Consider the following 25,846-nt stretch of genomic DNA (forward strand, 5'->3'; position numbering starts at 1 on the left):
ATGGTTAAACTTACTGGCGTTAAGCTTTCAAAATCCTTTTCCCAACATGGTCAGGAGCAGCGAGTGCTGTGGGACCTGTCACTGGCGCTGACGCCGGGAACGATGACTGCGTTGATTGGGCCATCGGGAATCGGGAAGAGCACGTTGCTAAATATTCTCGGGTTATTGGATCGTGACTATCAGGGCACGGTCAGTTTGGATCAAACTGTGACCAACGATCTCAATGACCGTGAGTTAGCGCATCTGCGTAATTCTCAGATCGGTTTTGTCTTGCAGGAGGCGTTATTGATTGAAAGGCTGACGGTTCGAAAGAACATTTTGTTGCCAACGATCTACGGGGACAAACAGGATAAAGCTGTGCTGGCCCACCGCGTTCAGCAACTGGCGACACAGATCGGCATCGAAACCCTCTTGGATAAGTATCCGCGGCAACTTTCAGGCGGGCAGAAGCAGCGGGTCGTGTTGGCCCGCGCTTTGATCAATGACCCCGATATCATCTTGGCGGATGAACCGACGGGGTCGTTGGATGAACAGAACGCCGCCAGCGTGGTGGCCTTGTTGGCGCAGTTGGCCGCCCAAGGGAAGACGGTATTGACGGTGACCCACGATCATTTGGTCGCCGAGCAGCATCAGTATATTTTTCGGATGGCGTCCGGGCAATTAGTGAAGGAGCGATAACAATGGGATTTTGGGCAATGATAGGTTCATTCTTTCTGGGGTTGATTTTGGTGGTCCTTAGTTTTCAAGCGAAAATTCGCCGTCGCTGGCCGCAATATCTTCTCTTATTGCTCGGCGTCGCGCTGCTTGTTGTCGCAATCATCTTGGCGCTCTGACTCTGTTGGCTGATGATGAATTTTTTGAAATTGATGAGATCATGGCCACCTTGCTTCAAACAGCGAGTTTTGACGTCAAATATGGGCCTATGAGAATCGGTTGGATGTATGAAAGCATTCGAGACACCATGGCGGAGATGTAGCACCTAGTAATTGCGCTAAGTGCTATTTTTGTACCCAAAAAAATGCGCACATCATGTGCACGCGCGATTTCAAATCAAGCAAAACGAGTGCAAACAAAAACCGTCAAAATGTTGATTTGACAACATTCTGACGGTTCAAAGGAAGCAATTAAAAGCCTGGAAATGGAGGCGAGGGGAATTGAACCCCTGTCCATCCATACTGCAACGCAAACGTCTACATTCATAGCTGTACTATTTGGGATTTAATCATCAGCGCGCGCCGCACCGCATGGCTAACCGCTAATGACGAGTCTGCGAATCTCTTCACCACGCCTCAGACGGCAACGTGGTGCGTAACCTAATTAATTTGAGACCCTAAATCTGAACCTTAGGTAAATCCAGCAGGATCACGCTAGCTGGTTTTTAGGCAGCTACTGCGTAAGTGTTTTCTTTGTTTGCAGTTAGATTAACTGTGGCGTTTTTACGTAGACGCGACCTACGGAATGCAATTCACGCCCAGATACAAATGTCGAATCCAGAACGCCCCCGATTTGGGTTACTTAAGTATTATACCACAGTGCCCGCATGTGACAAGCAAATCCATTGGCATTAGAGTGCGAGCTACCCCGGGCAGCTTCTGAGCATTAGCCTAGCCAGGATTTTGGAGGCTGGGCTTGGCCTCCGAAATCCTGGCGTAGCTAAGCGGAAGAAGCTGGGGTAGCGAACACGTTTCAAAAAAGCGTGGCTGATGATCTGGCAGTGTTGGCATTCAAAGTGATCTTCTGGAGGCGAAAAGGACCGGCTGATTTATGAGGGCGTTCATCGATTCATTTAGATCAAATCGAAGTGTTGCAGACCTTTAATGATCCCCCCGTCACGATTACTATTGGTGACAAACTCGGCGGCTTCCTTGGCTGCCGGGATGCCATTAGCCATAGCGACGGCGTGATCAACGTAATTCAACATGGTCAGATCGTTGGGACCATCGCCGAAACCGTAAGTCGGCAGATCAGTCAAATGCAGGCGATCGATCAGTTCAATGATCCCATTCATTTTGGAGTTTCCTTGGCGCACGGTATCGATGGAGTAGGCGCCGTTCCGGTAATAAGTGAACTCTGGAAAACGTTCTTGGTAGATCTGGTCGTTTTTCGTGGTCAGCACCAGCAACATTAGAATTTCGTGGGTCAGATAGTAAGCTGGCTCGATCGTCGGCACCGGTGTGTGGATCGAATGGTAAGAGGCTTGTAGATTAGCGTCATCCTTGATGGCGTGGATCGCGTCTTTGCTATAAAACGATAATGAGTCATTTAGTTCGGTGGCGAGGTCAACCATGCCGCGAATCAGTTCTGTCTCAATGACGCCTTGGTAAACCGGGCGTTGGCGATGTTCCAAATAACTGCCATTTAGGGAAACGAAGGTATCGATGCCAGTTGCCTGGCAAGTGTCCACGATTTCCAAAGGCGAACGGCCAGTGTTGATCACGGGCAGATAGCCATTTTTCCGTAATTGATGGATCGCCGTGCCCACTTCGGGACTGATCTGTGAGTGTTCGTTCAGTAAGGTGCCGTCAAGATCGAAGAAGACGACGCCACGATATTCTGTTGCCAAATTTGTGACCTCCGTGTGTCAATTTAACTTGATTCTATTTTTGCTGGATTCCATTTTAACTTGATTCCATAGCTAGCTTGATTCTGTTGCTAACCTGATCTTGCTCTAAAGATCGATCGTTTCCATTTTAACAGATAACTGGGGCTTGGTAAAATTACCTTATTCTGAAATCACAAGGAACTTGGAAACGGTAAATCGATGAAGCGCTTTAATTAAATTTATGATAAGACGCGCAGGTTGGCCATATTCCATAGAAAACATGATATACTAGACATATCTGTAGGAGGAATTGCCTAATGATCAATACAGTACTTGGTAGTGCATTTGTTATTTTTGGTTTGATTTTTCTCTTTCATCCCGCTCAAAAACCATCGACCGTGCTTAGCTATAAATCTTTGTTGGCCCGTCAAACGACCAGTGGCTTTTATTTGGCGCAGCGTTGGTGTCGGGATATGCTTTTGTTGACAGGTGTCTTACAATTAAGTATGGGGCTGGTCATCAATTACTATCACTTGAACCATTTGAGCCCGCTATGGCTGGCCTTGACTGGTTTACTGGCTTGGGGTAGCTTTCTGCTTTTGGAAAGTAAATTACGTCATTATTTGATGCGGATCGGACAATTACCAATCAAATATCAGTCTAAATAGTCGCGCAGCAGCGAAACCTGATCGCCAACCTAGCTTCTTCCGCTTAGCTACGCAATTGTCTAGGAGGCAAGAATCGCCTCCAAAACAATTGCTAGGCTAATGCTCAGAAGCTACCCAGGTTGGCTCACACTCTTAGACGAAACGTGATCGCCAACCTAGCTTCTTCCGCTTAGCTACGCATTTGTCTAGGAGGCAAGAATCGCCTCCAAAACAATTGCTAGGCTAATGCTCGGAAGCTACCCAGGTTGGCTCACACTCTTAGAAGTTTTTTGTTCACAAAAAAGTAGTATTTGAAAAATGTCGGTTTTTTAAGTGAATTTGCTTTTTTCACGGCGTTTTATCGTTATAATACTTATCAAACGGGGATGTGCAAGCTTTTATGAAATTATTGATGGTCGAAGATAATACGTCAGTTTCTGAAATGATGGGGATGTTTTTCCAGAAAGAGAAATGGGACGTGGATTTCGCTTACGATGGCAACGAAGCCATGGACAAGTTCAAGAGTGACCCAGAAAGCTGGGACATGATTACGCTGGATCTCAATTTACCTGGTAAGGATGGCATGCAGGTTGCCAAGGAGATTCGCGAGATTTCAAAGACCGTGCCTATTATTATGTTGACGGCGCGGGATAGTGAAAGTGATCAGGTTCTTGGCTTAGAGTTGGGCGCCGATGATTATGTGACGAAGCCGTTTAGTCCGATTACCTTGATCGCACGGATCAAAGCGATCCATCGGCGGGCGGACTTAAACAATGGTCACACAGCGGCCGATGGCGATGGTGACGTGGACGTCAATCAAAGCCAATTCGATGTGACTACGGATAATTTCAAACTAAGCTCGAAGACCCGAGAAGCCTTCTTGAATGGTAAGGAGATCCAGGGGTTGACGCCAAAGGAATTCGATTTGTTGAAGACCCTGGCCAAGAAACCGCGGCAAGTTTTCTCACGTGAACAATTGTTGGAATTAGTCTGGGATTACGAGTATTACGGTGATGAACGGACAGTTGATGCACACATCAAGAAATTACGACAAAAAATTGAGAAAGTGGGGCCACAGGTGATCCAAACTGTTTGGGGCGTCGGTTATAAATTCGATGATTCGGAAGCAGGTCGTTAATGAAACTTATTTATCAACAAATGATTGGCTTTTTTGTGGTGATTCTGACCACACTCTTGATTGTTAGCGCGGCCGTCATTAATTACAATAATCGCCAAGCTTACGAGACCACCTGGGTTCAGTTGGAAGGTTACGCTCGTAATTTTGGCGATCTTTTCACAACTAAGGATAAACGTACTGGCGAATATACGGCGATTTCCACGGACTTCTTGGATGAGGTCCAAATGGTGTTGCGCAGTGACGCAGTGGTTTACGCTGTTTATAATGCAGACAATGAGCAGATCTACCCCAGCTACTCCGTCAGCAAGGGTAATCAACCGTCGCTTTCCAGCAGCGTTTGGAAAACGTTGAAGTCTGGTAAAAGCGTGCGCAAGCAAACCAATCGTGCGAGTGGTACCCAGGGACCTGCCCTAGGCAATGGCGCCGAGTTGACTTATGTGATCTATCCTTGGTTTGATAGCAATAAGAAGTTTGTTGGCGCGATGTTTATTGCCTCCAAGGTGACCAAGATCAGGTCAACGGTGCAGGAAATGGAAAAGAATCTGTTTACGGCACTGTTGCTTTCGTTGTTGGTGGCGCTGGGGCTAAGCTTCCTGCTGGCGCATTTCTATGTGCGTCGGATCAACCGATTGCGGTCAGCGACGCGGGCCGTGGCTGATGGTAATTTCGACGTGGAGTTGGTGTCGCGCGGCCGCGACGAAATCGACGATCTGGCCAATGATTTCAACTTAATGGTTCATTCTTTAGATGAATCCAATAAAGAAATTGCCCGCCAAGAAGAACGACGCAAGCAATTTATGGCCAATGCGGCTCATGAAATGCGGACACCGTTGACTACGATCAATGGGCTTTTGGAAGGCTTGGCTTACGACGCGATCCCTGAAGAGGCCAAGGACAAGAGCATTACACTGATGCAAAATGAAACCAAGCGCCTGATTCGACTGGTCAACGAGAACTTGGACTACGAGAAGATCAGGAACAATCAGATCGTCTTGAACAAACGAACCTTCAATGGGACTGAGGCGTTAAGTAATATCGTCAGTCAGCTGCAACAGAAGGCGGAGGCGGCTGGTGACCAGTTACTTTTGACCAGTCAGGAGCCGGTGACGGTTTTCGCGGATTATGATCGCTTCGTCCAAGTTGTTTTCAATATCAGTCAAAACGCGATCCAGTTTACGACCAAGGGGCAAGTTACCCTGAGCATTACCAGCGTTGATCATGGTGTGAAGATTGTCATCAGTGATAATGGCATCGGCATGAGTGATGATCAACTGCAGAATATCTGGGAGCGGTACTATAAAGCGGATCCTTCACGCAAGAACACCAAATATGGCGAGTCGGGGCTGGGCTTAGCCATCGTCCATTCGCTGGTGGAACAACACTATGGCACGGTTTCGGTGACTTCGGCGTTGCATCAGGGGTCGACTTTCACGGTATTCTTCCCTGATGAGGCCACGGCCAAAGAAAAAGCGATCACGGCCGAGAGGAAGACAATCAAGCCTAAAGATAATTGATCGATTGATAGCGCAAAGGAGCGTGATTCTCAGAAGTTTACTTCTGAAGAACCACGCTCTTTTTTTTGAAATGTGTTCGCCACCCCAGCTCCTTGCGCTTAACTACGCCAGGCTTCTGGAGGCCAAGCCCCGCCTCCAAAATCCTGGCTAGGTTAATGCTCAGGGGCTACTCGGGGAGGCTCTCACTCTTTTTTGAAACGTGTTGCCACCCCAGCTCTTTGCGTTTAACCTCAGTCGAGAACGTGCCTACTTGCGCCTGGCTTAGTTGGACTTGCTGGCGTTTTTCGTCTGACTGGAGCTACTTTTGGAAGTTTGCTTTGAGCTAGTGCTACTTTGGGCACCCTTCTTGGTGGTATCGATCTCGGGAAATTCTTCAATATCATTTTCAGGGTCAGTCAGCTCTGGTGCGTCGGTTTTGTACATTTTAGTAGTAGTGTGACCAGTTTGGCTATAAAGGGAGGTTGATTGATCGCCTAATTTATCTTGTTGCTGGATCAAGGCGTTGATTTCGTCTAAATAATCAAATTTAGTAGGATCAACGGGTCGGAAGCCAGTCGGTGTATAAAAGCGGAGAAGGTTCTTATAATTCAACGAGTCGGACAGTGACAGGGCTTGATCCACCTTGTCTTGGTCCTGATCGATCGCTTTCGTTTGCGTGTCAGTCAGTTCAGTCAACAGTTGTCCCGTGGCGTTATCATAGACACTACTTTTGGCGCCCTTACCGCCGAGGACGGTGTATTGCTTGGTGATAAAATTATTATTTCGAAAGGCGACGATTTGTTGATGATCTTTAGAAAGTAAATCTTGACCGAATTGAATATAATTGGTTGTTTTGACGCCCAGTAAGTGGAGAAGTGTTGGTAGCACGTCGATTTCACCGCCATAAGTATCTTTGATGCCACCCTTCAAACCGGGCATGTGGATGATCAATGGCACCCGCTGTAATTGCGCGTTGTCAAAGGCGGTCCATTCTTCTTTATCAGGATCCAGTAAGGTCGCTAACGCCTTGTTGTCGGTATTGGAGAGGCCATAGTGGTCGCCATAAAGCATGACCAGGGAATTCTTGGCCAAACCGGAACGATCCAAGTAATCGAAGAATTCTTCCACCGCCTGATCAAGATAGTGGGCGGTCTGGAAATAGTTGTTAACGGAACTGTTGGCCGTGTCAGGAACTTCAAAGTCGGTATCAGCCTTGGCCAAATCGAAAGGAAAATGGTTGGTCACCGTAATGAATTTCGTATAGAAAGGTTGTTGCAGGCGCTCCAAGTATTTGACGCTCTCGGCAAAAAACAGTTTATCTTTCAAACCGTAGCCGATATTCGCATCGGCACTGGAATTGAAATAGCTTGAGTCGAAGAAGTAATCATAACCGAGATTCTTATAGGTATGATTACGGTTCCAGAAGCTACCCACATTACCGTGGAAAACGGCACTGCTATAACCGTCTGTTTGTTGCAGAATCGCTGGCGCGGCCTGGAAAGTGTTGTCTGTGCCCAGGGAGGTGAACGCCGATCCTTGTGGTAGTCCGAAAACACTATTTTCTAACATATTTTCGGCGTCAGAAGTTTTCCCTTGACCTACTTGATGGAAGAAATTACTGAAGCTCAAGGAATTCTGATCGTGATACAGCTGATTGAGGAACGGGGTGACCTCTTGGCCGTTGACCTTGAAGTCTAGCAGAAATTGTTGGAAGCTTTCCAGATGAATAATGATCACGTTTTTGCCCTGGGCCTTGCCAAAGTAGGCGGCATTCGGGGCTGCCTGGTGGCTACTGTTATAGTTCAAGACTTCGTTGATGTCGGTGCCGTCCGCCGAGGCGCGGATCTGGTTGTTCTGGGCTGTTTTGACGCCATCGTAGACCATGAAGGTATTCAAGCCCAGATATTTGACGATGTAGTTTCGGTCAAAAGTTCGTGTCAGCAATTGCGGCCGATTGGATTCACTGAGGGTCAAATTGAGCAGGAAGATAAAGGCCCCCAGAGAGGTCAAGGTGAAAGCCTTGACGGTGCTATATTGCCGTTGATCGATCTTGATCCAGCCGCGTAGCAAGGCAATCAAGATCACAATCATGTCAAGAATCAAGAAGAGGTCAGGCCAGGTTAGAATCGAATTGATACTTTTGCCTAAGCCGTTGGTCACTTTCCCGACGCCGGCGATGGTATTGATCGTTAGAAAGTCCGTGAATTGGCGATAGTAAATAACATTGGCCAGTAGCAGGATACTATCGAGGACATAAATGCCGTACATGACCCAATAGCTTAAACGGGGACGCTTGATGTAAAAGCCGAATGATAGTAAGAGGATCGTGGTTCCAATGGGATTGAAAATCATTAATAAATGTTGAAGCGGATCGCTGGCGCCTAGTGAAAAGCCAAGATAATAACTGGCAACTGTTTTGACCCAGATCAGGATAGTCAAAAGAGAAAAGAAGCCGAGTCGCGTTTGCAGCCAACGCTTAAGGGGCAATTTTTTCAATGATAAAACCTCACACATAGAATGTCTTTATTCTACAATGTTTTGACCCTAATAAGCAATTTATCCCGAATCGTGTTCTGAAAGCGACGCTGCCGCAAGCCTTGATGAGCATGGATTTGTGGTCATCAGTTAAACTTTAAATAAGTTTGCGCGCCGATGAGGTGGGGACTGATCGGCGGCCAACGGGGCGTCGTGGTGATCGCGCCAATGGGCAATGTTTAGCAATTTCTTTAAAATGTCACAAAAACAAACCGGTGACGCGACTTTCTGGTAAACTAAGCTTGAAGCATTTCGGTGGGAAGAGGTAATGCCATGTATTTTTTAGGGCCGCTGTATCGGATCGTGGTTGCGCACTATGCGGATCGGATCAATCATTTTCCGTTGGTTAAATTGGTATTTTATAGTTTAGATAAAACGATTTTGTATTTCATCATTTTCATGATCTTGCGGGTGTTGTATCTGAAGCTGACGGGACGTCCTTGGCGATGGGGACCGGAATTATTGCGGGCGGCGTTTTTATTCTATCTGCTTTTGCTGTTGGCGCTGACCGTCTTTCGCGGCATCTATTTCCCGTGGCAAATCAAGATCTATTGGAATCGATCTCCAGCGTTGATCAATTGGACGGTCTTGACGGAAACGCTGAAATTGCAATATGCACAGTCAAAACTTGATTTCCTGTACAATTTCTATGGAAATATTCTTTGGTTCATTCCTTTTGGCTTGATGTGGCCCCTGGTCCATCAGCGTCGAAGCGGGCTAATGTCGACGGTGATCACAGGCGCGCTTCTCTCGGTGTTGATTGAAACGATCCAATTCTTCTTAGCAACCGGTGTGAGCGACATTGATGACGTGATTTTTAACACGGTGGGGGCTTTGCTGGGTTACATCATCTATTTGGTGTTGATTCCGCGACGAATCCGGCGAAAAAAAGTTATCACCACATGAAATCGCTGACATTGAGCTGTGAGTAAGTCAGCTCGCATTTGCAGAAATAGCTATTTTCTGAAATATTGCTAAATCAGCAAAATTTCTTTCAAAATATTACCATTTTATCTCAAAAAATGATAAAGTAACAATGTAGGTAAAATTATAATTTACACACACAGGAGGATTCATCAATGTCATTAGTACATGGTACAGAAATTTTTGCCGCTGCACGTAAGGGTCATTATGCAGTAGGTGCGTTCAACACAAACAACTTGGAATGGACTCGCGCAATCTTGTCCGCAGCCCAAGAAAAGAATGTGCCCGTTTTGATCCAAACATCAATGGGTGCTGCAAAATATATGGGTGGCTATGAACTTTGCCAACAATTGATTGCTGCAACAGTTAAGAGCATGGCAATTACTGTTCCTGTTATTATCCATCTTGATCATGGTAACTACGAAGCAGCTAAAGAAGCCATCGCTGCTGGTTACAACTCAGTTATGTTCGATGGTCATGACTTACCATTTGCTGAGAACTTGGAGAAGACCAAGGAAATCGTTGAATTGGCTCATGCTAAAGGCATCTCTGTCGAAGCAGAAGTTGGTTCGATCGGTGGCGAAGAAGACGGTATCGTTGGCGAAGGCGAATTAGCTGACGTTGAAGAAGCTAAGCAATTAGCTGCAACTGGGATCGACTTCTTGGCAGCAGGGATCGGCAATATCCACGGCCAATACCCAGCTAACTGGACTGGTTTACACTTTGATCGTTTGCAAGAATTAGCTGACGTCATCTCAATTCCTTTGGTATTGCATGGCGGCTCTGGCATCCCTCAAGACCAAGTTGAAAAGGCGATCTCAATGGGTGTTGCCAAATTGAACATCAACACTGAATGCCAATTAGCATTTGCTAAAGCAACTCGTGAATATATCTTAGCTGGCAAGGATCAAGAAGGTAAAGGCTTTGATCCTCGTAAGTTATTAGCACCTGGTACTGAAGCAATCAAGGATACTGTTGAAGAGATCATCGACTGGATGGGTACTCGTCCAATCAAATTGGTTCCTGAAGAATTATAATTTAAATAAGTGGACAGCGGCTTTGTGAGCGCGGTCCAAACAAGTGAAACTGGGGTGGTTAGCCAACTTCCTCAGTTTCTTTTTGGTTGAAAGCCCGGTCAGGCTTGATTTTGTGGGAAAATCACTTGACTAGACCAATAGCCAATAACCTTGCAATTATTGATAAAAAAGGCTAAAGTTAACAAGTGAAAAGTCACTTACTTTTTATTTCTAGGAGGATCAGATCAATGGCACATATTTCTTTTGATAGTAGTAAATTAACACCTTTCGTTCACGAAAATGAATTAGGTGAAATGCAAGCGATGGTGACCGCGGCTGACACAGAGTTACGTCAAGGCACTGGTGCAGGCGCTGATTTCCGTGGCTTCATTGACTTACCAGTTGATTACGATAAGGACGAGTTTGCTCGCATCAAGGCTGCTGCTAAGAAGATCCAAGGCGACTCAGAAGTGTTCGTGGCGATCGGTATTGGTGGTTCATACTTAGGCGCGCGCGCTGCGATCGATTTCTTGAACAGCACTTTCTATAACATGGCGCCTGATCGCAAGGGCCCGCAAATTCTATTTGCTGGGAACTCAATCAGCCCTAATTATTTGGCTGATGTGGTCGCTTTGATCGGCGACCGCGATTTCAGTATCAATGTGATCTCCAAGTCAGGGACGACCACAGAACCTTCGATTGCTTTCCGGGTCTTGAAGGAAAAATTAGTCGCAAAATATGGTCGCGAAGGCGCCAAAGGTCGGATCTATGCCACGACTGATCGCGCTAAAGGGGCTTTGAAGTCTGAATCCGATACAGAAGGCTACGAAGAATTCGTTGTGCCTGATGATATCGGCGGACGTTTCTCCGTTCTTTCTGCAGTTGGCTTGTTGCCGATCGCCGTTGCTGGTGCTGATATTGACGCCTTGATGCAAGGTGCTGCTGACGCGCGCAGTGAATACAACGATCCTGATTTGACCAAGAACGAAGCGTACCAATATGCGGCCTTACGGAATATTTTGTACCGCAAGGGCTTCACAACTGAATTGCTCGAAAACTATGAACCAACTTTGCAATACTTTGGTGAATGGTGGAAGCAATTAGCCGGCGAATCAGAAGGTAAGGATCAGAAGGGCATCTACCCATCATCCGCAAACTTCTCAACGGACTTGCACTCATTGGGTCAATATATTCAAGAAGGTCGCCGCAACCTGATGGAAACCGTCGTCAAAGTTGACGCACCTCGGGCTGATGTTCAGATTCCTTCTGAAGAAAAGGACCTGGATGGTTTAGGCTATTTGGAAGGCAAGTCAATGGACTATGTCAATGACAAGGCTTATAAGGGCGTTGTCTTGGCGCATACTGATGGTGGTGTTCCGGTCATGACTGTCAATATTCCTAAGCAAGATGAATACACGTTAGGCTACATGATCTACTTCTTTGAAATTGCCATTGGCATTTCTGGCTACTTGAACGGAATCAACCCATTCAACCAACCAGGTGTGGAAGCTTACAAGAAGAACATGTTCGCCTTATTAGGCAAGCCAGGCTTTGAAGCGTTAGGCAAGGAATTGAACGAACGCCTGTAAGACGGCTGCGTCCGGCGAGCAGTGGACGCTGGCGTTAGCTTTTACCATTAATCTGACCGCTGCGCTTGACTGAATTTAATCAAAAAAATCTGTTTCCTGCGCTTTTGAGCGGCTGGAAACAGATTTTTTTATTTTCTACAAATGATCGTTGATCTTACCGGTTTTTTCCATGTGTTCTGCCCGCTCAATGGCACGCAGGAACTTCCGTTGATATTGCCGATATTGACTATTGTCTTTCTGATTGTCGATGAAGTCCTGCAATAGGGCGACTTCATTGCGATACTGCCGCATTTGGTGATAATTAGCCGCAATCCGCTCAGTGATCACGCCGCGCATATATGAGTGCTCAGCAGGAATGTTCTCCAATAATGGCAAGAGCAGATCCTGTGATTCGGCGCAATAGCCATCATTGGTCAATCTTTCCGCTGTCACCAAAGGACGCCGAATTTCTGCCTTTTGACGTTCCTGCTCCTGCAACCAAGCTCGTCGATTCTCCACATTCTCCGTAGTCAGAGAATTCAATATTTCTTGGCGTTCTAAATAATTCTGCTTGGCGGTGGTACTTGTTTTCTCAGCAGTTGAATCTGGTCCGGTAGTGGGACCGTCTCGTTTTGATTTTGGTTGTTTTTTAAATAGATTTGTAAATATGCCCATTTTTATTAATCCTCAGCCTAATAATCTTAACTCATGTGGTTCCGTGTTGTGTTGTCAGTTTTTCGTTCGTTCGGAGCCCTTAACTACATTATAACGTGATTAGTTTTTATTGAAAGGTATTTACGACTTCTTGTCCAAGTATTTTTAGATAATGGCTTTAAACGTGGATTCTGGGTTAAGCCAGCTGGCGTGTACCTATGATTTCCGAATCTTCAATAATAACGCACAAGCAAAAAGATTGCGACGACTGATTTGATTCGATAATATTTGCTTATGGTTATCAAAAGGAGGAAATAATATGAAATTTCAATTGGCGCCGTTACCTTACGCGTACGCAGCTCTAGAACCGGTGGTCGACCGGGAAACGATGCAGCTTCACCATGATCGTCATCACGCTGCCTATGTTAATAATCTGAACCAGGCCATTGCCAAGGTTGGCGGGATCTGGGCGACGCGCTCGCTGCCGGAGTTGCTGCTGGATCTTTCGGCGCTACCGGTTTCGATTCGTGAACTTGTCCGCAACAATGGCGGAGGTCATTTGAATCACACGTTATTCTGGCAGATGCTGCAACCAGGAGGCGTCACGAACAAACCAGCCGAATTGACCACGGTGATTCAACAGCAATTTGGTGGCTGGTCACAGTTAAAAGAACAAATCATCACTGCTGGCCTAGGCCGCTTCGGTTCTGGTTGGGTTTGGCTGGCGCAAGATGAACTGGGTCATTTACAAATATTGACGACCGCCAATCAGGATAATCCGCTGAGTTCCGGTTGGCATCCGGTACTGGGTCTCGACCTGTGGGAGCATGCCTACTATTTGCAATATCACCAGCAACGCGCGATTTACCTGGAAAACCTCTGGCAGATCATTGATTGGAAATTCGTCCAACGCTTATGGCTAGATCCCACCCGCGTTCAGCATATAATTTACTAAAGCAAGCAGGCTGGTCAAGCCAAACCTGGGCGCTTTAGGCGCGTAGCAGGGTCTGAATTGTCGCGGGATCAGTCAAGTTGACGGCGCGGACCTGGAAGCCGGCCGCGTCTTTGGTAAGAATCGAAACACTGGTGTTTTTCAGCAAGAAGGCTGGCAATTCCTGCGGGGCCAACAAATGGATCATCATACTCAGCAGGAGTCCGTGGGCGACAACCAAAACATTGCCATCGCTTGGGTTCGTCGCATAGGTGTCCAATAATTGTTGGGCACGCGCCTTGAAGTCGGGATACGTCTCGGCTTGTTTGGTGTTATCTAGGGCGGCGAACCCGCGCACCAGCTGCGGGAAGCCTGAGCCGCGGCGGGTACAGTTCAAGGTCTGGCGCAGGCCAAATTTCCGCAGAAAGTGGCGCAGGATCTCACCTTCGTCTTGGCCTTCCAAGGCCCCGAAATAATACTCCCGCAAGAGCGGCTCTGTTGTGATCGGGACTTCCGGGAAACGGTGAGCCAAAATCAAACTGGCCGTATCTTCGGCTCTTTCGCGGTCGCTGGTGTAGGCGGCCGTTAATTTGATCGGTTCTAGGACCTGCCGTAATTCTTTGGCCGTTTCCCGTCCTCGTGTTGTCAGCGGGGCATCGATCCAGCCCTGAAGTTTGTTTTGAGCGTTAAGTTCTGTTTGACCGTGACGAACAAGAATCAAGTTTTTCATTTTGGGACCTCCACTGATTTTTAGCTAAGCAAGTATGTTAAAATAAGACTAATAGGAAAGTGTGGCTTGAAAGATGACAGAAAAAGAAATTGTTAAAGCAATCATTAACTTCATTTTAACCAATTCAGGCGTTGTACGCGAGCCCCGTGTTTATATTAATCAAATTACTTTTGCTTTCGCGGACAATTTACCGGTGCCTGGGGACGACGTGTTCTTCCCATCCATGCGGTTACATGTGTTTCGACTGACCCCAGAATTCGTTAAAGAAAATCAGGCCATACTCCAGCAACTGTTTGCGCAAACAGCCGAGGCCAAGTCCGAATCTTACGACCAAGTCTGGTTTACCAGCTCGCACTTGACCGATCGCCACTTGAACTTGGTGGAGTTCTCCTTTGAATAGATGGCATCTATTTGGTGATCGGGTCAGCCAAACGACTGGCTTTGCGGTGTTGACTTTAGTTTTGCGTTTCATGGAATTGGGCTTTAACTTGCCGGTCCTGCGCTATTTTGTTGCTGTCAGCGGCGGCGTCACAATCGTCCTTTTGATTTGGACGATCTGGCAGGCGCTCTTGACCCACCGGGGACGATAAGGACGCAATGGACCTTGTGGGTGCAGTTCGCTGCAGTCACGCGTTACTTGCAAGCAACCGGAACAAGATTTGCATGGTTGAACGCGGGCCAAGATAAAAACTAAAAAGGCTGACTGTAAAAACTAAAAAAGGCTTGACGTTCATATTTAGATACGCTAAACTATTACTTGTGCTTTTTAATTGCCCGTTGGTCAAATGGTTAAGACGCCACCCTCTCAAGGTGGAGTTACGGGTTCAATTCCCGTACGGGTGATTCATTGGGATATAGCCAAATTGGTAAGGCGGTGGACTCTGAATCCATAATTTCTTGGTTCGAACCCAAGTATCCCAATATTGTTATCACGAAAGTCTATCTCTGGATAGGCTTTTTTTGTTGCGCAGCTTTTGGCGCAGGGGCAATGTTTTCCTTGGTAGAAGTAAAAAAGCAAACCCTGTTTATGGAACGATGGTTTGCTTCCGGTATGGAATTGGGTTAATTAAAATTTTTAGGCCCATAAACTGCCAGTCGGCCACTAGCCGGCTTTTTTATTGCGTTTTGGCGCCTGTGGTCTGGGTTGGGCGTGATCGCGAACTTATTGGTCCAAACTAAAGCCGTTATTCTGGCTGAGGTCGTGGAACCAGTAGGCTGAGCGCTTCAAGGTTTTGGTTTGGGTATGGATCTCGTTGCGAATCAGGCCATAGCGATTGCGATAAGCATTGGCCCACGACCAGCAGTCGATCGGAGTCCAAACATGGTAACCGTGGCAATTGGTGCCTGCCGCGATGCCTTGATGAAGGTAGGCCAAATGTTGTGCCATGAATTTGATGCGATACGCGTCGTTGATCAGGCCTTCCGCATCAAGAAAACGCTCTTCCTGATGGACGCCGATGCCATTCTCGGAGACGTACCAAGGAATATTGTCATATTGGTCGCGAATCGTGATGGCGATGTCATAAAGACCGCGGGGATAAATTTCCCAGCCTTTATCCAAGTTCATCACGCGCCCAGGCAGTTGGTAGCCGCGATAATATTTGCTGGGGCGCCAGGCCATCAGGCTATCGGGAGAAACATCCGGGCGTTGCACGCGTAAAGGTTGGTAATAATTAACGCCCAGTTGGTCAATGGTTTGTGCCTGGATCAGGGCGAGTTCATCAGGTGTGCTCTCCCACAACACCCCGTCTTGGCGCAGCATTGCCACCAGCTCAGGCGCAAATTGACCTTTGATTGCTGGACCGAGGAAAAGCTGATTGACCCATAAATCGGCCATGTGCGCCGCTGCTAGATCGGCTGGTTCCTGCGTTGCCGGATAGATCGGCGCCAGATTAAGGATGATCCCAATTTTACCTTGATTGTGCTGGTCCAGTTGGCGGTATTTGGCTATGGCTTTGGCCGAGGCCAAGGAGAGATTATAGGCAACCTGAACGGCCTTGTGACCATCAACCAGTTTGGGATATTGGTATTGCGAAAGGTATTGTCCGTCCACCATCACCAGCGGCTCGTTGAAAGTAAACCAGTTGGTCACACGGTCGCCAAAGAGCTTGAAACATTGTTCGGCGTAAGCGGCGAAGAGATCGGTGACGTGCTTGTTCTCCCAGCCGTGATAGCGTTGATAGAGTTCGATCGGCAGGTCGAAGTGGTTGAGGTTGATGATCGGGGTGATTTGATTGGCTAAGAGTTCATCGATCAGCGCGTTATAGAAGCGAACGCCATCCGGATCAGGCGTGGCCGTTTCAAAATCGGCGATCAGCCGACTCCATTGGATCGACGTGCGCAATGAGTTGAGACCGGCCGCCTTCATTAACTGAATATCGGCCCGAAAACTGTGATAGAAGTCGGAGGCGGTATCTGGACCGACGAACTCATAGAAATCTTGCGGTTGGGTGTCGTACCAGTAGTCAAACATATTGGCGTGGGGTTTATGGAAGCGACCTTCACTTTGCGGGCCAGAAGTTGCGGCGCCCCACCAGAAATTCTTTGGAAAAGTAAGTTGCATCAGCTTTTATCTCCTGTCGTGGTCTGATCGGATTCAAAGGGACGATGGTGCGGTTGGTGCGTGCGGCGATAAGCCCCAGGTGTGATGCCGGTCAGTTTTTTGAATTTGCGGGTGAAGCTGGCCACGTCATAGTAGCCATGTTGTTCGATAATCGCTTTGATCGGCAGATCAGTGGTGGTTAGGGCGTATTGAATCATTGTCATCCGCCGTTCTGTGACGAAATCGGTGAAAGTTTTCCCGGTCACCTCCTTGATGTAACGGCTGGTGTAGGGGACGGACAAGTCAAAATGATCGGCCACATCGACCAAGGACAGCGTTGGTGAACAGACATTGGCGATGATGTATTGCCTTAATGCTTCACCTTGTTCTGCCGGCGTGGGCGTTGGTGTTGGTGTAGGGTCAGCGGTTGTGATCCGCTGGATCGTTTTCAGCAAAATCCCGTGAAGTTGGCTGAGGGATTCATTCATCAACAGTTGCGAAACGAGCTCATCATTGACTTCCGCGTGTTTTTGATAGTCAGCCTTGAGGATACGCGTAATTAGGTTTGACATGCCCAAATCGAAGCGGGCCCGAGGATCATAACTTTGACTAGCCAGGTTGAACAATTTCTCGAAGGCTTCTTGGGCGTTGCGATAATTTCCCTGAATAAGGCTGTTATCCAATTTCAGTTCACTGGTAAAATCAAATAAATCTTCACCCAGCAAGGTCTGATTGTTGGCAGTGTCATAGGTGACTGTTTCACCCACCCGCGGATGCGCCGTGATCTGGGTAGAAATGGCCTCGATATAGGCTTCATGAAGGTCGCTGAGTTGATCCAGCGAGCGACTTAGGTAAATCGCGGTTTCTGGACCGATCAGCGGCACTTTCTCCCTCAGCGTCGCGGTCAGCTTGGTCAACGGTAATTCATTGGTGTAATTGAGTAAGATGACCACTTGTTCTTGGGTAACTTGATAAATGAAGTACGCCGAGAAATCGGGCGTGGTCAAGGGATCCAGCGAACTGTTATCTTTCCAAGAAACAGGTGCATCGATCAGCACCAGCATCCAATGGGGACGTTTGAACTCAATCGCGGCGATGGTGAGAAAGTGTTTGATAATAACTGGATCCACCACACGTCCATTCAGGATCAATTGTAGAATCTGATTTTGAACGAATGGTAATTGGTTCTTGGAGGTGAGAATGAGGTCCTGATGACTGGCCACATAACGGTCAAAGGATTGTTGCAGTTGGGCTGCCTCAGAATGGGCCAAGCCATCACTGAGCGGCTTGGGGAGGCTGGCCTCCAGCTGGCGGATGATCGAGTATTGACGTTTGCTGAACCAATGGATCAACAGACCACCTAAGGTCAAGATCAAACAAAAGAGCCATAAGTAATGATTGAGAAAGGTCAGCAGTGGGTGACTAGGCGCAGCCGGGCGTGTGTAGGAAACGACTTTGAAGAAACCGGTATCGCTCGACCGTGTTTGGAGCGCAATCGTTGTTTTGTCGCGCTTGAACTTCACAGGTTGGTTTGGCGAATGATTATCTTCCAGCAGACGCCGGCCAGCCGGACTTGCAGTGAGTTCCGCTAAAGAGATGCCAGCTAGTTGGTCATGAGGTAATAAAATACTGCGCTGGTTCTGAGCGATGCCCAAGACTTGATTCTTTGAAACGGCGCTGGTCGCCAGCCAATCCTGTAGGCGGCCGCTGTTCAGCACAAAGAAGACGGTGCCTTTAGGACCAGTATCGTGTACCACCAGCGGAACTTTCAGGCAAAGCGTACTTTCTAAGGCCCCATTTGGGTTGCTGATGGGAGTAATGACCAATTCTGGGGTACTGGTGTGCAGAGCGGCCGTGATTTGTGCCGGCTGCAGTTGCGGAGCCAACAGATGATAGGTCTGAATTGCTGGGTCAGTGTCATAGGTGCCATCCGTTGCATAAAGCGTGTTGGGATTTCGATAAAGGTTAATGAAAATTTTATCGATCAGGGTGGTGCTGAGATTATATCGTTGGATCGCCTGTTCGATCGTGTGAAAATCCTCAGGGGTATTAGGTTCCGCGAAAAAATCATCATCGAGTGCGATCTGGTTGGCGGTGCTGATCAAATGGGCAATGGTGTTATCTAGGCCGTCAGTGATTTGATCCAAGGCGTGTTCCTGGGTAGCGGCCACGATGCGTTTTTGATTGGCGACTTCTTCACGGAGCCAATTGCCACTGAGAATCAGGATCGGGATCAAGAAAATCACAAGAAAGAAAAACCAGTACATGGTGATGATTTTTTTAGGTTGCCATTGACGCAACCACTTAATCAAGGTTAGTCACATCCTGTTGGCTAATGAAGGCCTCGACGAAAAGGCAGGAACGGTAGGAGAACCAGATCAACGGGGTCAAGTACAGTGGGATCAGTGCGATGATCGAGAGAACTGGGAAGAGGACAATCAATGCCGTGATCAAAACGATTCCCAGGGCGATTGCTAGTGTGTTGCTGAATTTCGCGATCGAGATGATCCAGGCTTGGCGGAAATATTGCCAGAAGGTCAATTGGTAGCGGGCGTAGATCGTGAGAATATACAACCAATAAATCAAAGTCATCGCTAGTAAAACAATCAAGCCATACTGGAGCCAAGTGGAGTGCAAGAAGCTGCGGTTGACCGCGAAGTCCACCAAGAGCAGTGCCATTAGAATTGCACCCAAGTAGCTGATACCATTAAATTCCCAGAAAGATGCTTGATAGAAGTTTCGAAATTCTTGATAGAGCGGCGCGAAACGTTCGTCACTACCGGCGAAACGGTCATGCCAGTCGTCAGTCCGTGTCAGTCGACGAATCAATAACTTGGCGCAGCTGGCCAATGCTGGAAAGAACCCCAACACGACGAACCCGCGGATCGTGAACCACAGCCAAAGCAATTGTAGCTTGAGGCCAAAGACGAGTAAATAACCAAGATCGATAGTTAGTTTGACGATACCACGTGGTTCTGTTTTCATGTTGATCAGACTCCCTTACTTTGTTCTGGCCAGTTTGTCAGCCGGCTCCCGCCTCCCATTATAATGAGTTTGCGGGGAAGTGCTGCCGGCTTATACGCCAGAAATTTTACTAGTTGTGACAATTTCTGAATAGAGACCGCGACCAATACTATTTGCGGTGACGGTACCATTGACTAAGTTAGGTTCAGTTAGTTCGGGCAGTGTGTTGACCGTACCATCGGCCCAGTCCATTAGGCGGACCTGGCTAGAGTGGCAGCGCGCGATCAATCCGCCATAACGAATATCCATGACTTCCCAGCCAAACGGCGAGTAGAGGCTTAGCCACACTTGGCGATGGGCCGTCTGCAAGGCCGTTAACTGTTGGGCGAGTTTGGTTAATTCAGGCACAACCTGAGCCATTGCTGAGCGATCCTGTGATCGGTAATGCTGTTGAATCAGAGTCAGGAGCCGATTTTTCAAGACCAATGTCCGGGCCAATTCCTGATAAAAGCGGAAAAGTTCGGTCTCGTCCGGCTGCACTTGCACCTGATCTAGTTTCGCCTGTAGTTGTTGATAATGATGGGTCAAATCAACTTGGGCGAAATTAGCCTGAAACAAAGGATGCAGGAGGTCCTCATAAAGTAGAATCTTACTTGGATTGGTGGCGTCAGGATTTCCCGCGGTCAGTTCAGGTAATTGGTCGAATTCATCGAGCAACCAGTAATTAGCGGCTTGTTTGTTTTGATAGGTGGTCAAAGCGGTAGCCAATGCTTCGGAAGTTGGGGTGGCTTGATGATAGACTTGCTCCGCGAACGCTTGGATGCCCAAGGCGCCGGCGGTGAATGGCGTCTCACCGCCGTCATCGCCCCACATGGTGGCGTAAACGGTTTTAACGCCAACTTTCTTAGCGCCGGCCATTCCTGCCGCCATTGTGCGCATGGTCTTGCCATAGTTGGGCGCGAGACCATTCCAAGTCCAAACTCCTGTCGCAAAACTGACCGGTGTGCCTAAGTCTTGGTGGAGGCGCAGAACTTGTTCGTAATTTTCTTGGCTATTATTGTAATAGTCCCAATACATCAAATCAACATCGGGAATCTGCTCCTTCAGCGCTTCAGGGAAGACGGTCTGGGGATCACCATAACCAAAACCAGCGGCGTTGAACCACATGTCACTCCACATGATCGCGTCGAGATCCAGGGACTTGGTAATGGCGATCACTTGGCGAACGTGATCAAGCATGATTTTGGTGCGATCGACCCAACCGTGTTGATTCAAATAAATGCCGCGGCCAAGGTCGTGAGCCTCATCCATGCCAATATGAATCTTCTGCGAACGAAATGGCCGGGTCGCCGCCGCAATGATCTGACGGAGGAAGTCATAGGTTCGCGGTTCGTCAACCAGGAGAATGCCATCGGTGTCGCGGATCTGATCCATAAAATGCCATTTCATCGGGTTGATCAAGTGGGCGAGCGTTTGGATGCAAGGAATCAATTCCACACCCAGACTATGAGCGTAATCATCGGCAGCTTGTAACTCGGACTCCGTCAAACGGCCGCGTTGGTAACCCCAATAAGGATAGGCTTCAACTTGATAAACATCTTCCATATAAAGGAGGGCCGCATTCAGACCTAACTTGGCGCTGAGACGAATCATTTGCTTGAGCCCATTGAGATTCAGGGCGGCATTACGAGACATGTCGATCATCAAACCACTGGTTGTAAACTGAGGTGTCTCGTTCAGTTGTAGCGGTTGGTCTGCTTTGATGGCGGCGACTAGGGCTGTTAATCCCCGGAAGAAGGCGGCGGGGTATGGGTAGGAGATGGTCGCCTGATTCTCTTGGTAAGTGACGGTCAAATCCGCGGCTTGGGTCTGCACCGTGATGGGGACGCCATCGGCCGCGATCTGGTAACCTAATTCGGTTTGCAGCAAGTCGATTCCGGTGGCTAATTCACCGGGTACGGACATGAAATTCAATTTGATCAAAATGATTCCCTCCATAAACTAGATTGGGGGTGAGCCCCCATAAATTCAAAACTGAACCGCGCAAAACGGCGTTATAACGATATAGCGCTTACATTTATGATGCCAACATCTTTTGATTTTACCTGATATATCAACAATCAACACTGACAAAACTATAGATTTTGTGCAGAATCAATGGAACTTGCAGATTTATCAATTGGTCACGACGTTGAAGAGAATGCTTTGCTTGATGTACCACTGCTCACCGTGTCGCGTGAATTCCAGATTACTCTCGAGCACCTGCTGCTTGGCTTGACCTTTGGTAGTCTGGAGTTGGTCAACCTTCGCCACGAGACGATCCGCGGTTTGTTTCTGCACAGTGAAGCGTCGAAGTTTGAGCTGGGTGCGTTGTTGCTTGAATGTTGGCGCTAGTTCTTGCTCTGTTGTTGCCCGTTTCGAAGGGGCGATCGTCGCCAAGTAAGCCGCTAGATCACCTTGATTGGTGGCCGTGATATTGGCCTGCAAGACGCGTTTGGCGGCTTGACGATCCGCTTGGACCGTTGCAGGAGCTAAATCAGCCACCACCACTTGGCGGTCTTTCTGGGTGAACCAAATCAAACCGATCACCAATAAACTGGCCAAGCTGATGACGAAAACTTTTCCAAATTGACGCATGCATCAACCTCCTCTGTGATGAAAAGGCTATCATTCACGCTATGAAGTATAGCAGGTGTAACGCCACAGCGACAAGCAAAGGTTAAGAACTGCATAGTCTAAAATTTCGCATATTGTAATCGCTTACTCATCCGGGTTATGCTCGACATGCAAAAAGGAGGGAGCACATGTCAGAGCAAGATTCTGAACGTCAAGATATTGAGCAAGCCAAGGCCGGGCCGTTAACGCCAGCCGATTTTGCTCAATATCCTGAATATTCAGCTTTAAAAAAGAATTGGCACTGGTTCCAAAATCAGAAGATCGGCGTCCTACTTCACTGGGGCTTATACACTGTCCCGGGCATGGTGGAGTCATGGCAACTATCTGATGAGGATACTTGGGCACGAGGCAACAAACCTTTTCGTCCGAATATGCGGCAATTGAAACGGGATTATTGGGGCTTAGCCACGCAATTCGTCCCTGATCACTATGATCCAGACGCATGGGCCCGTCTTTTTAAAGAGGCGGGGATTCGATACGCGATCCTAACCACTAAGCATCATGACGGGTTTACCCTATATGATACGGCGCTCAGTGATTTCAAGGTGACCAATCCTGATTATCCCGCGGCGCATCTCCAGCAACCAGATCTGTTTGGTCGTTTTACGACAGCGATGCGCGCTGCTGGCGTCATGCCGGGGGCGTATTATTCTAAAGCGGACTGGCATTATCCAGATTATTGGCGCCACGATGGGTTACCTAAAGGTCGTCACGCGGACTATCTGCCCAGTGAGGATCCGCAACGCTGGCAGCGCTTTGTGGATTTCGTCCACCAGCAACTGTTAGAGATTTCCGGAAATTATGGGCCGCTGGGCATGCTCTGGTTAGATGCGGGGTGGGTCGGCAATCAGCGTGAACCGTTGGATTTTGATCCGCTGATGGCGCAGATCCGGAAACTGCAGCCAGAGATGTTGATTGTTGATCGTACGATTGGCGGGCGTTATGAGGAATATGTGACCCCTGAACGGCAAGTCCCAGATCCGGATCATTTACCGACGATGCCTTGGGAGAGTAATATTCCCTTGACCCATGATTGGGGCTATGTCCCTCATGGCCAATATAAATCGATCGAAACGGTGATCGCCACGATTTTACGGGTGGTTAGTTTAGGTGGAAATATTGTGCTAGGGGTGGGTCCCAAGGTCGATGGCACGATTGCGCCGCCTTATCGCAAATTGTTACGGCAATTGGGCGCTTGGTTACAGCTGAACGGTCAAGGAATTTACGGTACTCGCGGCGTCCAGCCAAGCTTGTTCAAGCGAGCAGCGCAACTTGGTTGGTTCGTGACTGAAGATGCGGGACACTACTATCTGTTTCCACAAATGACAGTGCCACCGCGGCAACTTGACCTGAAACGCTTTGATTTCCCTGAAGCGATCAGTGGCGCCGCCTTGTTGGGTCGCACCCAAGCCTCCTTGCCGCTTGCGCCTACAGGTTGTTTAGGATTGCCTGGTGGACTACGCCAGCAACTGTATCCTGGCATCGTGTGTGTGAAAGCAACTGCAGGTACGCCCGAAGCATCAAATTGATCCGATGATAAAGAAAGGAGTTGCTGAAATGGCTGCTGCAACCGCAACTGTCAGTGCACCAAAACAAAAAAAGACCCGCGAACCGCTTTTTTCCAAACGACGGCTGAAACAGAATTGGCAATTATATATTCTGATTTTACCTGCATTCTTGTCCTTCTTGATTTTCTCCTACATTCCGATGTATGGGATTTTGATCGCGTTCAAGGATTACGTGCCAACTTTGGGCATCTGGGGCTCACCATGGGTTGGGTTCAAATATTTCAAACAATTTTTTGATTCCTATTACTTCTGGGACTTGATCCGCAACACAATCGGGATCCAAGTCTACGGGTTGATCGTTGGGTTTCCATTGCCCATTATTTTGGCCTTAGCACTCAACGAAATGAAGGATGGTTTCTGGAAGAAATTTGCCCAAACGGTGACTTATGCCCCTAACTTCATTTCGATCGTCGTTATGGGTGGGATGTTGATCGCTTTCTTGGATCCATCAACGGGGATCATCAACCATGCCCTGGGCTTCTTCGGCGTCAAGCCGATCGCCTTTATGTCCGACCCGAAATGGTTCAAAACCGTTTACGTCTTGTCAGGCGTTTGGCAAGGGACCGGTTGGGGTTCCGTCATTTATTTGGCCGCCTTGGCCGGGGTCGACCCGAGCTTACATGAGGCAGCGATCGTTGATGGTGCCTCGCGGGTCCAACGAATCTGGCACATTAATTTACCTGCGATCGTGCCAACGATGGTTATTTTATTGATCATGAACGTGGGGAGCTTGTTCTCCATGGGCTATGAGAAAATTCTGTTGTTGCAAAATCCGCTGAATATGTCCAGTTCTAACGTGATCGCGACCTTTGTTTATAGTCAAGGGTTGATCAACGGGCAGTATAGTTATGCCGCCGCGGTTGGCTTGTTCAACGCTGCGATCAATGCCGTGCTCTTGATCAGCGTTAATGCCATCGCCCGGCGCGTGTCAGAAAACAGTTTATGGTAGAGAGGAGATCAACAAATGACCAATACGAATCATTTGATCAAGGATACCAAAGCTGATCGCGTCTTTAAGGTCTTTCTCTACATTTTCATTTTCCTTGCTGTCGCAATCGTGGTTTACCCCTTGGTTTATATCATCAGCGCCTCAATCAGTTCGCCGCAATCCGTTAACTCTGGGGCGATGTGGTTCTTCCCGAAAGACATCACTTGGGAAGGATATGGCGTTATTCTCAAATATAAGGATATCTGGCGTGGGTACGGCATGACGATCTTTTATACCGTGACCGGAACGTTAGTCAGTTTGATTTTGACGATTCCTTGCGCCTATGCGATTTCGCGCCCAGATTTCTCGGGGAAGAAATGGTTCACCAGTTTCATGCTGGTGACAATGTTCCTTAATGGTGGCTTGATCCCCACCTACCTCTTGATTCGGAATATGGGGATGATCGACACCGTCTGGGCCATTATCTTACCAGGCGCCGCCTCAGTTTACAACATCGTGGTTACCCGTTCGTTCTTCCAGTCTAGTGTTCCTTGGGAAATGCAAGAGGCCGCGAAAATCGATGGTGCCTCCGATTTCCAAATTTTCTTCAAAATCGTCTTGCCCCTATCAGCGCCGATCATTGCGGTGATGGCCCTGTTCTACGGGGTGGGGATTTGGAATTCCTATTTCAGCGCGTTGGTTTACTTACAAAATAAGGCGCTGTATCCGTTACAAATGGTTTTACGTCAAATCTTAGTGCTGCAAGATATGCAACAAGGCGCGGCCACTGGGGCCAATGTGACCGCCAGCGCGGCGCAAGCGGCTTATGATAAAGCAACTTTAGCCGCGATTATCAAATATGGCGTCATGATCGTTTCCAGTTTGCCGGTCATTATTGTCTATCCATTTTTACAGCGATTCTTTGTTAAGGGTGTTTTGATTGGATCTTTAAAAGGTTGATCAGCGTTTAAAATTGAGAGGAGCAAAATC

Annotated in this window: 24 protein-coding genes, 2 tRNA genes and 1 other RNA gene; 17 read left to right on the top strand and 10 right to left on the bottom strand. The window is 47.9% G+C overall.

Features of this window, described 5'->3' with window-relative positions:
- From EKM94_RS05085 to EKM94_RS12330, 3 genes are read left to right on the top strand one after another with little or no spacing between them, the layout of a single operon-like run.
- Window positions 1-678 (top strand): ABC transporter ATP-binding protein, encoded by a 678-nt coding sequence (locus EKM94_RS05085; RefSeq protein ID WP_125598462.1) that lies wholly within the window; start codon window positions 1-3, stop codon window positions 676-678.
- 2 nt (window positions 679-680) lie between these two features.
- Entirely contained in the window at window positions 681-833 is a 153-nt protein-coding gene (locus EKM94_RS12325) for a hypothetical protein (protein ID WP_164511113.1), read from the top strand.
- Window positions 834-838: 5 nt separating this feature from the next.
- Window positions 839-976: a hypothetical protein gene (locus EKM94_RS12330; RefSeq protein ID WP_164511114.1), complete on the top strand. Its 138-nt coding sequence runs from the start codon at window positions 839-841 to the stop codon at window positions 974-976.
- A 160-nt stretch (window positions 977-1,136) separates the two neighbouring features.
- Here EKM94_RS12330 and ssrA read toward each other — a convergent pair.
- Together ssrA and EKM94_RS05095 are read right to left on the bottom strand one after the other, a co-directional pair.
- Window positions 1,137-1,503: a transfer-messenger RNA gene (gene ssrA / locus EKM94_RS05090) on the bottom strand.
- 283 nt (window positions 1,504-1,786) lie between these two features.
- Entirely contained in the window at window positions 1,787-2,563 is a 777-nt protein-coding gene (locus EKM94_RS05095; RefSeq protein ID WP_125598465.1) for a Cof-type HAD-IIB family hydrolase, read from the bottom strand.
- Between the two features lie 296 nt (window positions 2,564-2,859).
- Here EKM94_RS05095 and EKM94_RS05100 point away from each other — a divergent pair, with 296 nt between their 5' ends.
- From EKM94_RS05100 to EKM94_RS05110, 3 genes are all read left to right on the top strand, one after another.
- A complete protein-coding gene (locus tag EKM94_RS05100; protein WP_125598468.1) occupies window positions 2,860-3,210 on the top strand; it encodes a hypothetical protein in 351 nt (116 codons plus the stop codon).
- 379 nt (window positions 3,211-3,589) lie between these two features.
- Window positions 3,590-4,327 carry a response regulator transcription factor gene (locus EKM94_RS05105; RefSeq protein ID WP_125598471.1) on the top strand — a complete coding sequence of 246 codons (738 nt, stop codon included), beginning with the start codon at window positions 3,590-3,592 and terminating at the stop codon, window positions 4,325-4,327.
- Window positions 4,327-5,841 (top strand): sensor histidine kinase, encoded by a 1,515-nt coding sequence (locus EKM94_RS05110; protein WP_125598474.1) that lies wholly within the window; start codon window positions 4,327-4,329, stop codon window positions 5,839-5,841. Before EKM94_RS05105 ends, EKM94_RS05110 begins: the two co-directional genes overlap by 1 nt.
- 261 nt (window positions 5,842-6,102) lie before the next feature.
- Here EKM94_RS05110 and EKM94_RS05115 read toward each other — a convergent pair whose 3' ends face one another.
- Window positions 6,103-8,334 (bottom strand): LTA synthase family protein, encoded by a 2,232-nt coding sequence (locus EKM94_RS05115; protein WP_191987495.1) that lies wholly within the window; start codon window positions 8,332-8,334, stop codon window positions 6,103-6,105.
- A 294-nt stretch (window positions 8,335-8,628) separates the two neighbouring features.
- Between EKM94_RS05115 and EKM94_RS05120 the strand changes: the two genes are divergently transcribed.
- From EKM94_RS05120 to EKM94_RS05130, 3 genes are all read left to right on the top strand, one after another.
- A complete protein-coding gene (locus tag EKM94_RS05120) occupies window positions 8,629-9,261 on the top strand; it encodes a VanZ family protein (protein WP_125598481.1) in 633 nt (210 codons plus the stop codon).
- A gap of 173 nt (window positions 9,262-9,434) precedes the next feature.
- Entirely contained in the window at window positions 9,435-10,316 is an 882-nt protein-coding gene (locus EKM94_RS05125) for a class II fructose-bisphosphate aldolase (RefSeq protein WP_125598484.1), read from the top strand.
- 227 nt (window positions 10,317-10,543) lie between these two features.
- The gene (locus EKM94_RS05130) at window positions 10,544-11,884 is read left to right on the top strand and encodes a glucose-6-phosphate isomerase (RefSeq protein ID WP_125598488.1); all 1,341 of its coding nucleotides are present in this window, start codon (window positions 10,544-10,546) and stop codon (window positions 11,882-11,884) included.
- 135 nt (window positions 11,885-12,019) lie between these two features.
- Here the strand turns inward: EKM94_RS05130 and EKM94_RS05135 are convergent, their stop codons facing one another.
- On the bottom strand, window positions 12,020-12,538 hold the full coding sequence (locus EKM94_RS05135; RefSeq protein ID WP_125598491.1) for a hypothetical protein: 519 nt from the start codon (window positions 12,536-12,538) through the stop codon (window positions 12,020-12,022).
- Between the two features lie 298 nt (window positions 12,539-12,836).
- Between EKM94_RS05135 and EKM94_RS05140 the strand changes: the two genes are divergently transcribed.
- Window positions 12,837-13,472, top strand: a complete 636-nt coding sequence (locus tag EKM94_RS05140; RefSeq protein ID WP_125598494.1) for a superoxide dismutase — start codon at window positions 12,837-12,839, stop codon at window positions 13,470-13,472.
- A 34-nt stretch (window positions 13,473-13,506) separates the two neighbouring features.
- Here EKM94_RS05140 and EKM94_RS05145 read toward each other — a convergent pair whose 3' ends face one another.
- Window positions 13,507-14,178 carry a histidine phosphatase family protein gene (locus EKM94_RS05145; protein ID WP_125598497.1) on the bottom strand — a complete coding sequence of 224 codons (672 nt, stop codon included), beginning with the start codon at window positions 14,176-14,178 and terminating at the stop codon, window positions 13,507-13,509.
- A 73-nt stretch (window positions 14,179-14,251) separates the two neighbouring features.
- On the opposite strand from EKM94_RS05145, the gene EKM94_RS05150 reads away from it, so the two are divergent.
- The 4 genes from EKM94_RS05150 to EKM94_RS05165 all read left to right on the top strand — a co-directional run bounded on the left by EKM94_RS05150 (window position 14,252) and on the right by EKM94_RS05165 (window position 15,099).
- Window positions 14,252-14,578 carry a hypothetical protein gene (locus tag EKM94_RS05150; protein WP_125598500.1) on the top strand — a complete coding sequence of 109 codons (327 nt, stop codon included), beginning with the start codon at window positions 14,252-14,254 and terminating at the stop codon, window positions 14,576-14,578.
- Window positions 14,571-14,768, top strand: coding sequence for a hypothetical protein (locus EKM94_RS05155; RefSeq protein WP_125598503.1), 198 nt, complete (start codon window positions 14,571-14,573; stop codon window positions 14,766-14,768). Before EKM94_RS05150 ends, EKM94_RS05155 begins: the two co-directional genes overlap by 8 nt.
- Before the next feature lie 181 nt (window positions 14,769-14,949).
- A tRNA-Glu gene (locus EKM94_RS05160) sits at window positions 14,950-15,021 on the top strand.
- A gap of 5 nt (window positions 15,022-15,026) precedes the next feature.
- Window positions 15,027-15,099, top strand: a tRNA-Gln gene (locus tag EKM94_RS05165).
- Between the two features lie 241 nt (window positions 15,100-15,340).
- Here EKM94_RS05165 and EKM94_RS05170 read toward each other — a convergent pair.
- From EKM94_RS05170 to EKM94_RS05190, 5 genes are all read right to left on the bottom strand, one after another.
- On the bottom strand, window positions 15,341-16,741 hold the full coding sequence (locus tag EKM94_RS05170; protein ID WP_125598506.1) for a glycoside hydrolase family 1 protein: 1,401 nt from the start codon (window positions 16,739-16,741) through the stop codon (window positions 15,341-15,343).
- On the bottom strand, window positions 16,741-19,032 hold the full coding sequence (locus tag EKM94_RS05175) for a helix-turn-helix domain-containing protein (protein ID WP_125598509.1): 2,292 nt from the start codon (window positions 19,030-19,032) through the stop codon (window positions 16,741-16,743). The genes EKM94_RS05170 and EKM94_RS05175 overlap by 1 nt, the downstream gene beginning before the upstream one ends.
- Window positions 19,025-19,705 (bottom strand): DUF624 domain-containing protein, encoded by a 681-nt coding sequence (locus EKM94_RS05180; protein WP_125598512.1) that lies wholly within the window; start codon window positions 19,703-19,705, stop codon window positions 19,025-19,027. Before EKM94_RS05180 ends, EKM94_RS05175 begins: the two co-directional genes overlap by 8 nt.
- Before the next feature lie 90 nt (window positions 19,706-19,795).
- On the bottom strand, window positions 19,796-21,667 hold the full coding sequence (locus tag EKM94_RS05185; RefSeq protein ID WP_164511115.1) for a beta-N-acetylhexosaminidase: 1,872 nt from the start codon (window positions 21,665-21,667) through the stop codon (window positions 19,796-19,798).
- Window positions 21,668-21,859: 192 nt separating this feature from the next.
- Window positions 21,860-22,321: a hypothetical protein gene (locus EKM94_RS05190; RefSeq protein ID WP_125598518.1), complete on the bottom strand. Its 462-nt coding sequence runs from the start codon at window positions 22,319-22,321 to the stop codon at window positions 21,860-21,862.
- Between the two features lie 167 nt (window positions 22,322-22,488).
- Between EKM94_RS05190 and EKM94_RS05195 the strand changes: the two genes are divergently transcribed.
- Genes EKM94_RS05195 through EKM94_RS05205 form a run of 3 tightly spaced genes read left to right on the top strand, consistent with a single transcriptional unit; the run spans window position 22,489 to window position 25,816 of the window.
- Window positions 22,489-23,889, top strand: a complete 1,401-nt coding sequence (locus EKM94_RS05195; protein WP_125598521.1) for an alpha-L-fucosidase — start codon at window positions 22,489-22,491, stop codon at window positions 23,887-23,889.
- Window positions 23,890-23,917: 28 nt separating this feature from the next.
- The gene (locus EKM94_RS05200; protein WP_125598524.1) at window positions 23,918-24,877 is read left to right on the top strand and encodes an ABC transporter permease; all 960 of its coding nucleotides are present in this window, start codon (window positions 23,918-23,920) and stop codon (window positions 24,875-24,877) included.
- 15 nt (window positions 24,878-24,892) lie between these two features.
- Window positions 24,893-25,816, top strand: coding sequence for a carbohydrate ABC transporter permease (locus tag EKM94_RS05205; RefSeq protein WP_125598527.1), 924 nt, complete (start codon window positions 24,893-24,895; stop codon window positions 25,814-25,816).
- Window positions 25,817-25,846: the final 30 nt, after the last annotated feature.

It is taken from the genome of Lapidilactobacillus achengensis (assembly GCF_003946655.1).
Taxonomy (GTDB): Bacteria; Bacillota; Bacilli; order Lactobacillales; family Lactobacillaceae; genus Lapidilactobacillus; species Lapidilactobacillus achengensis.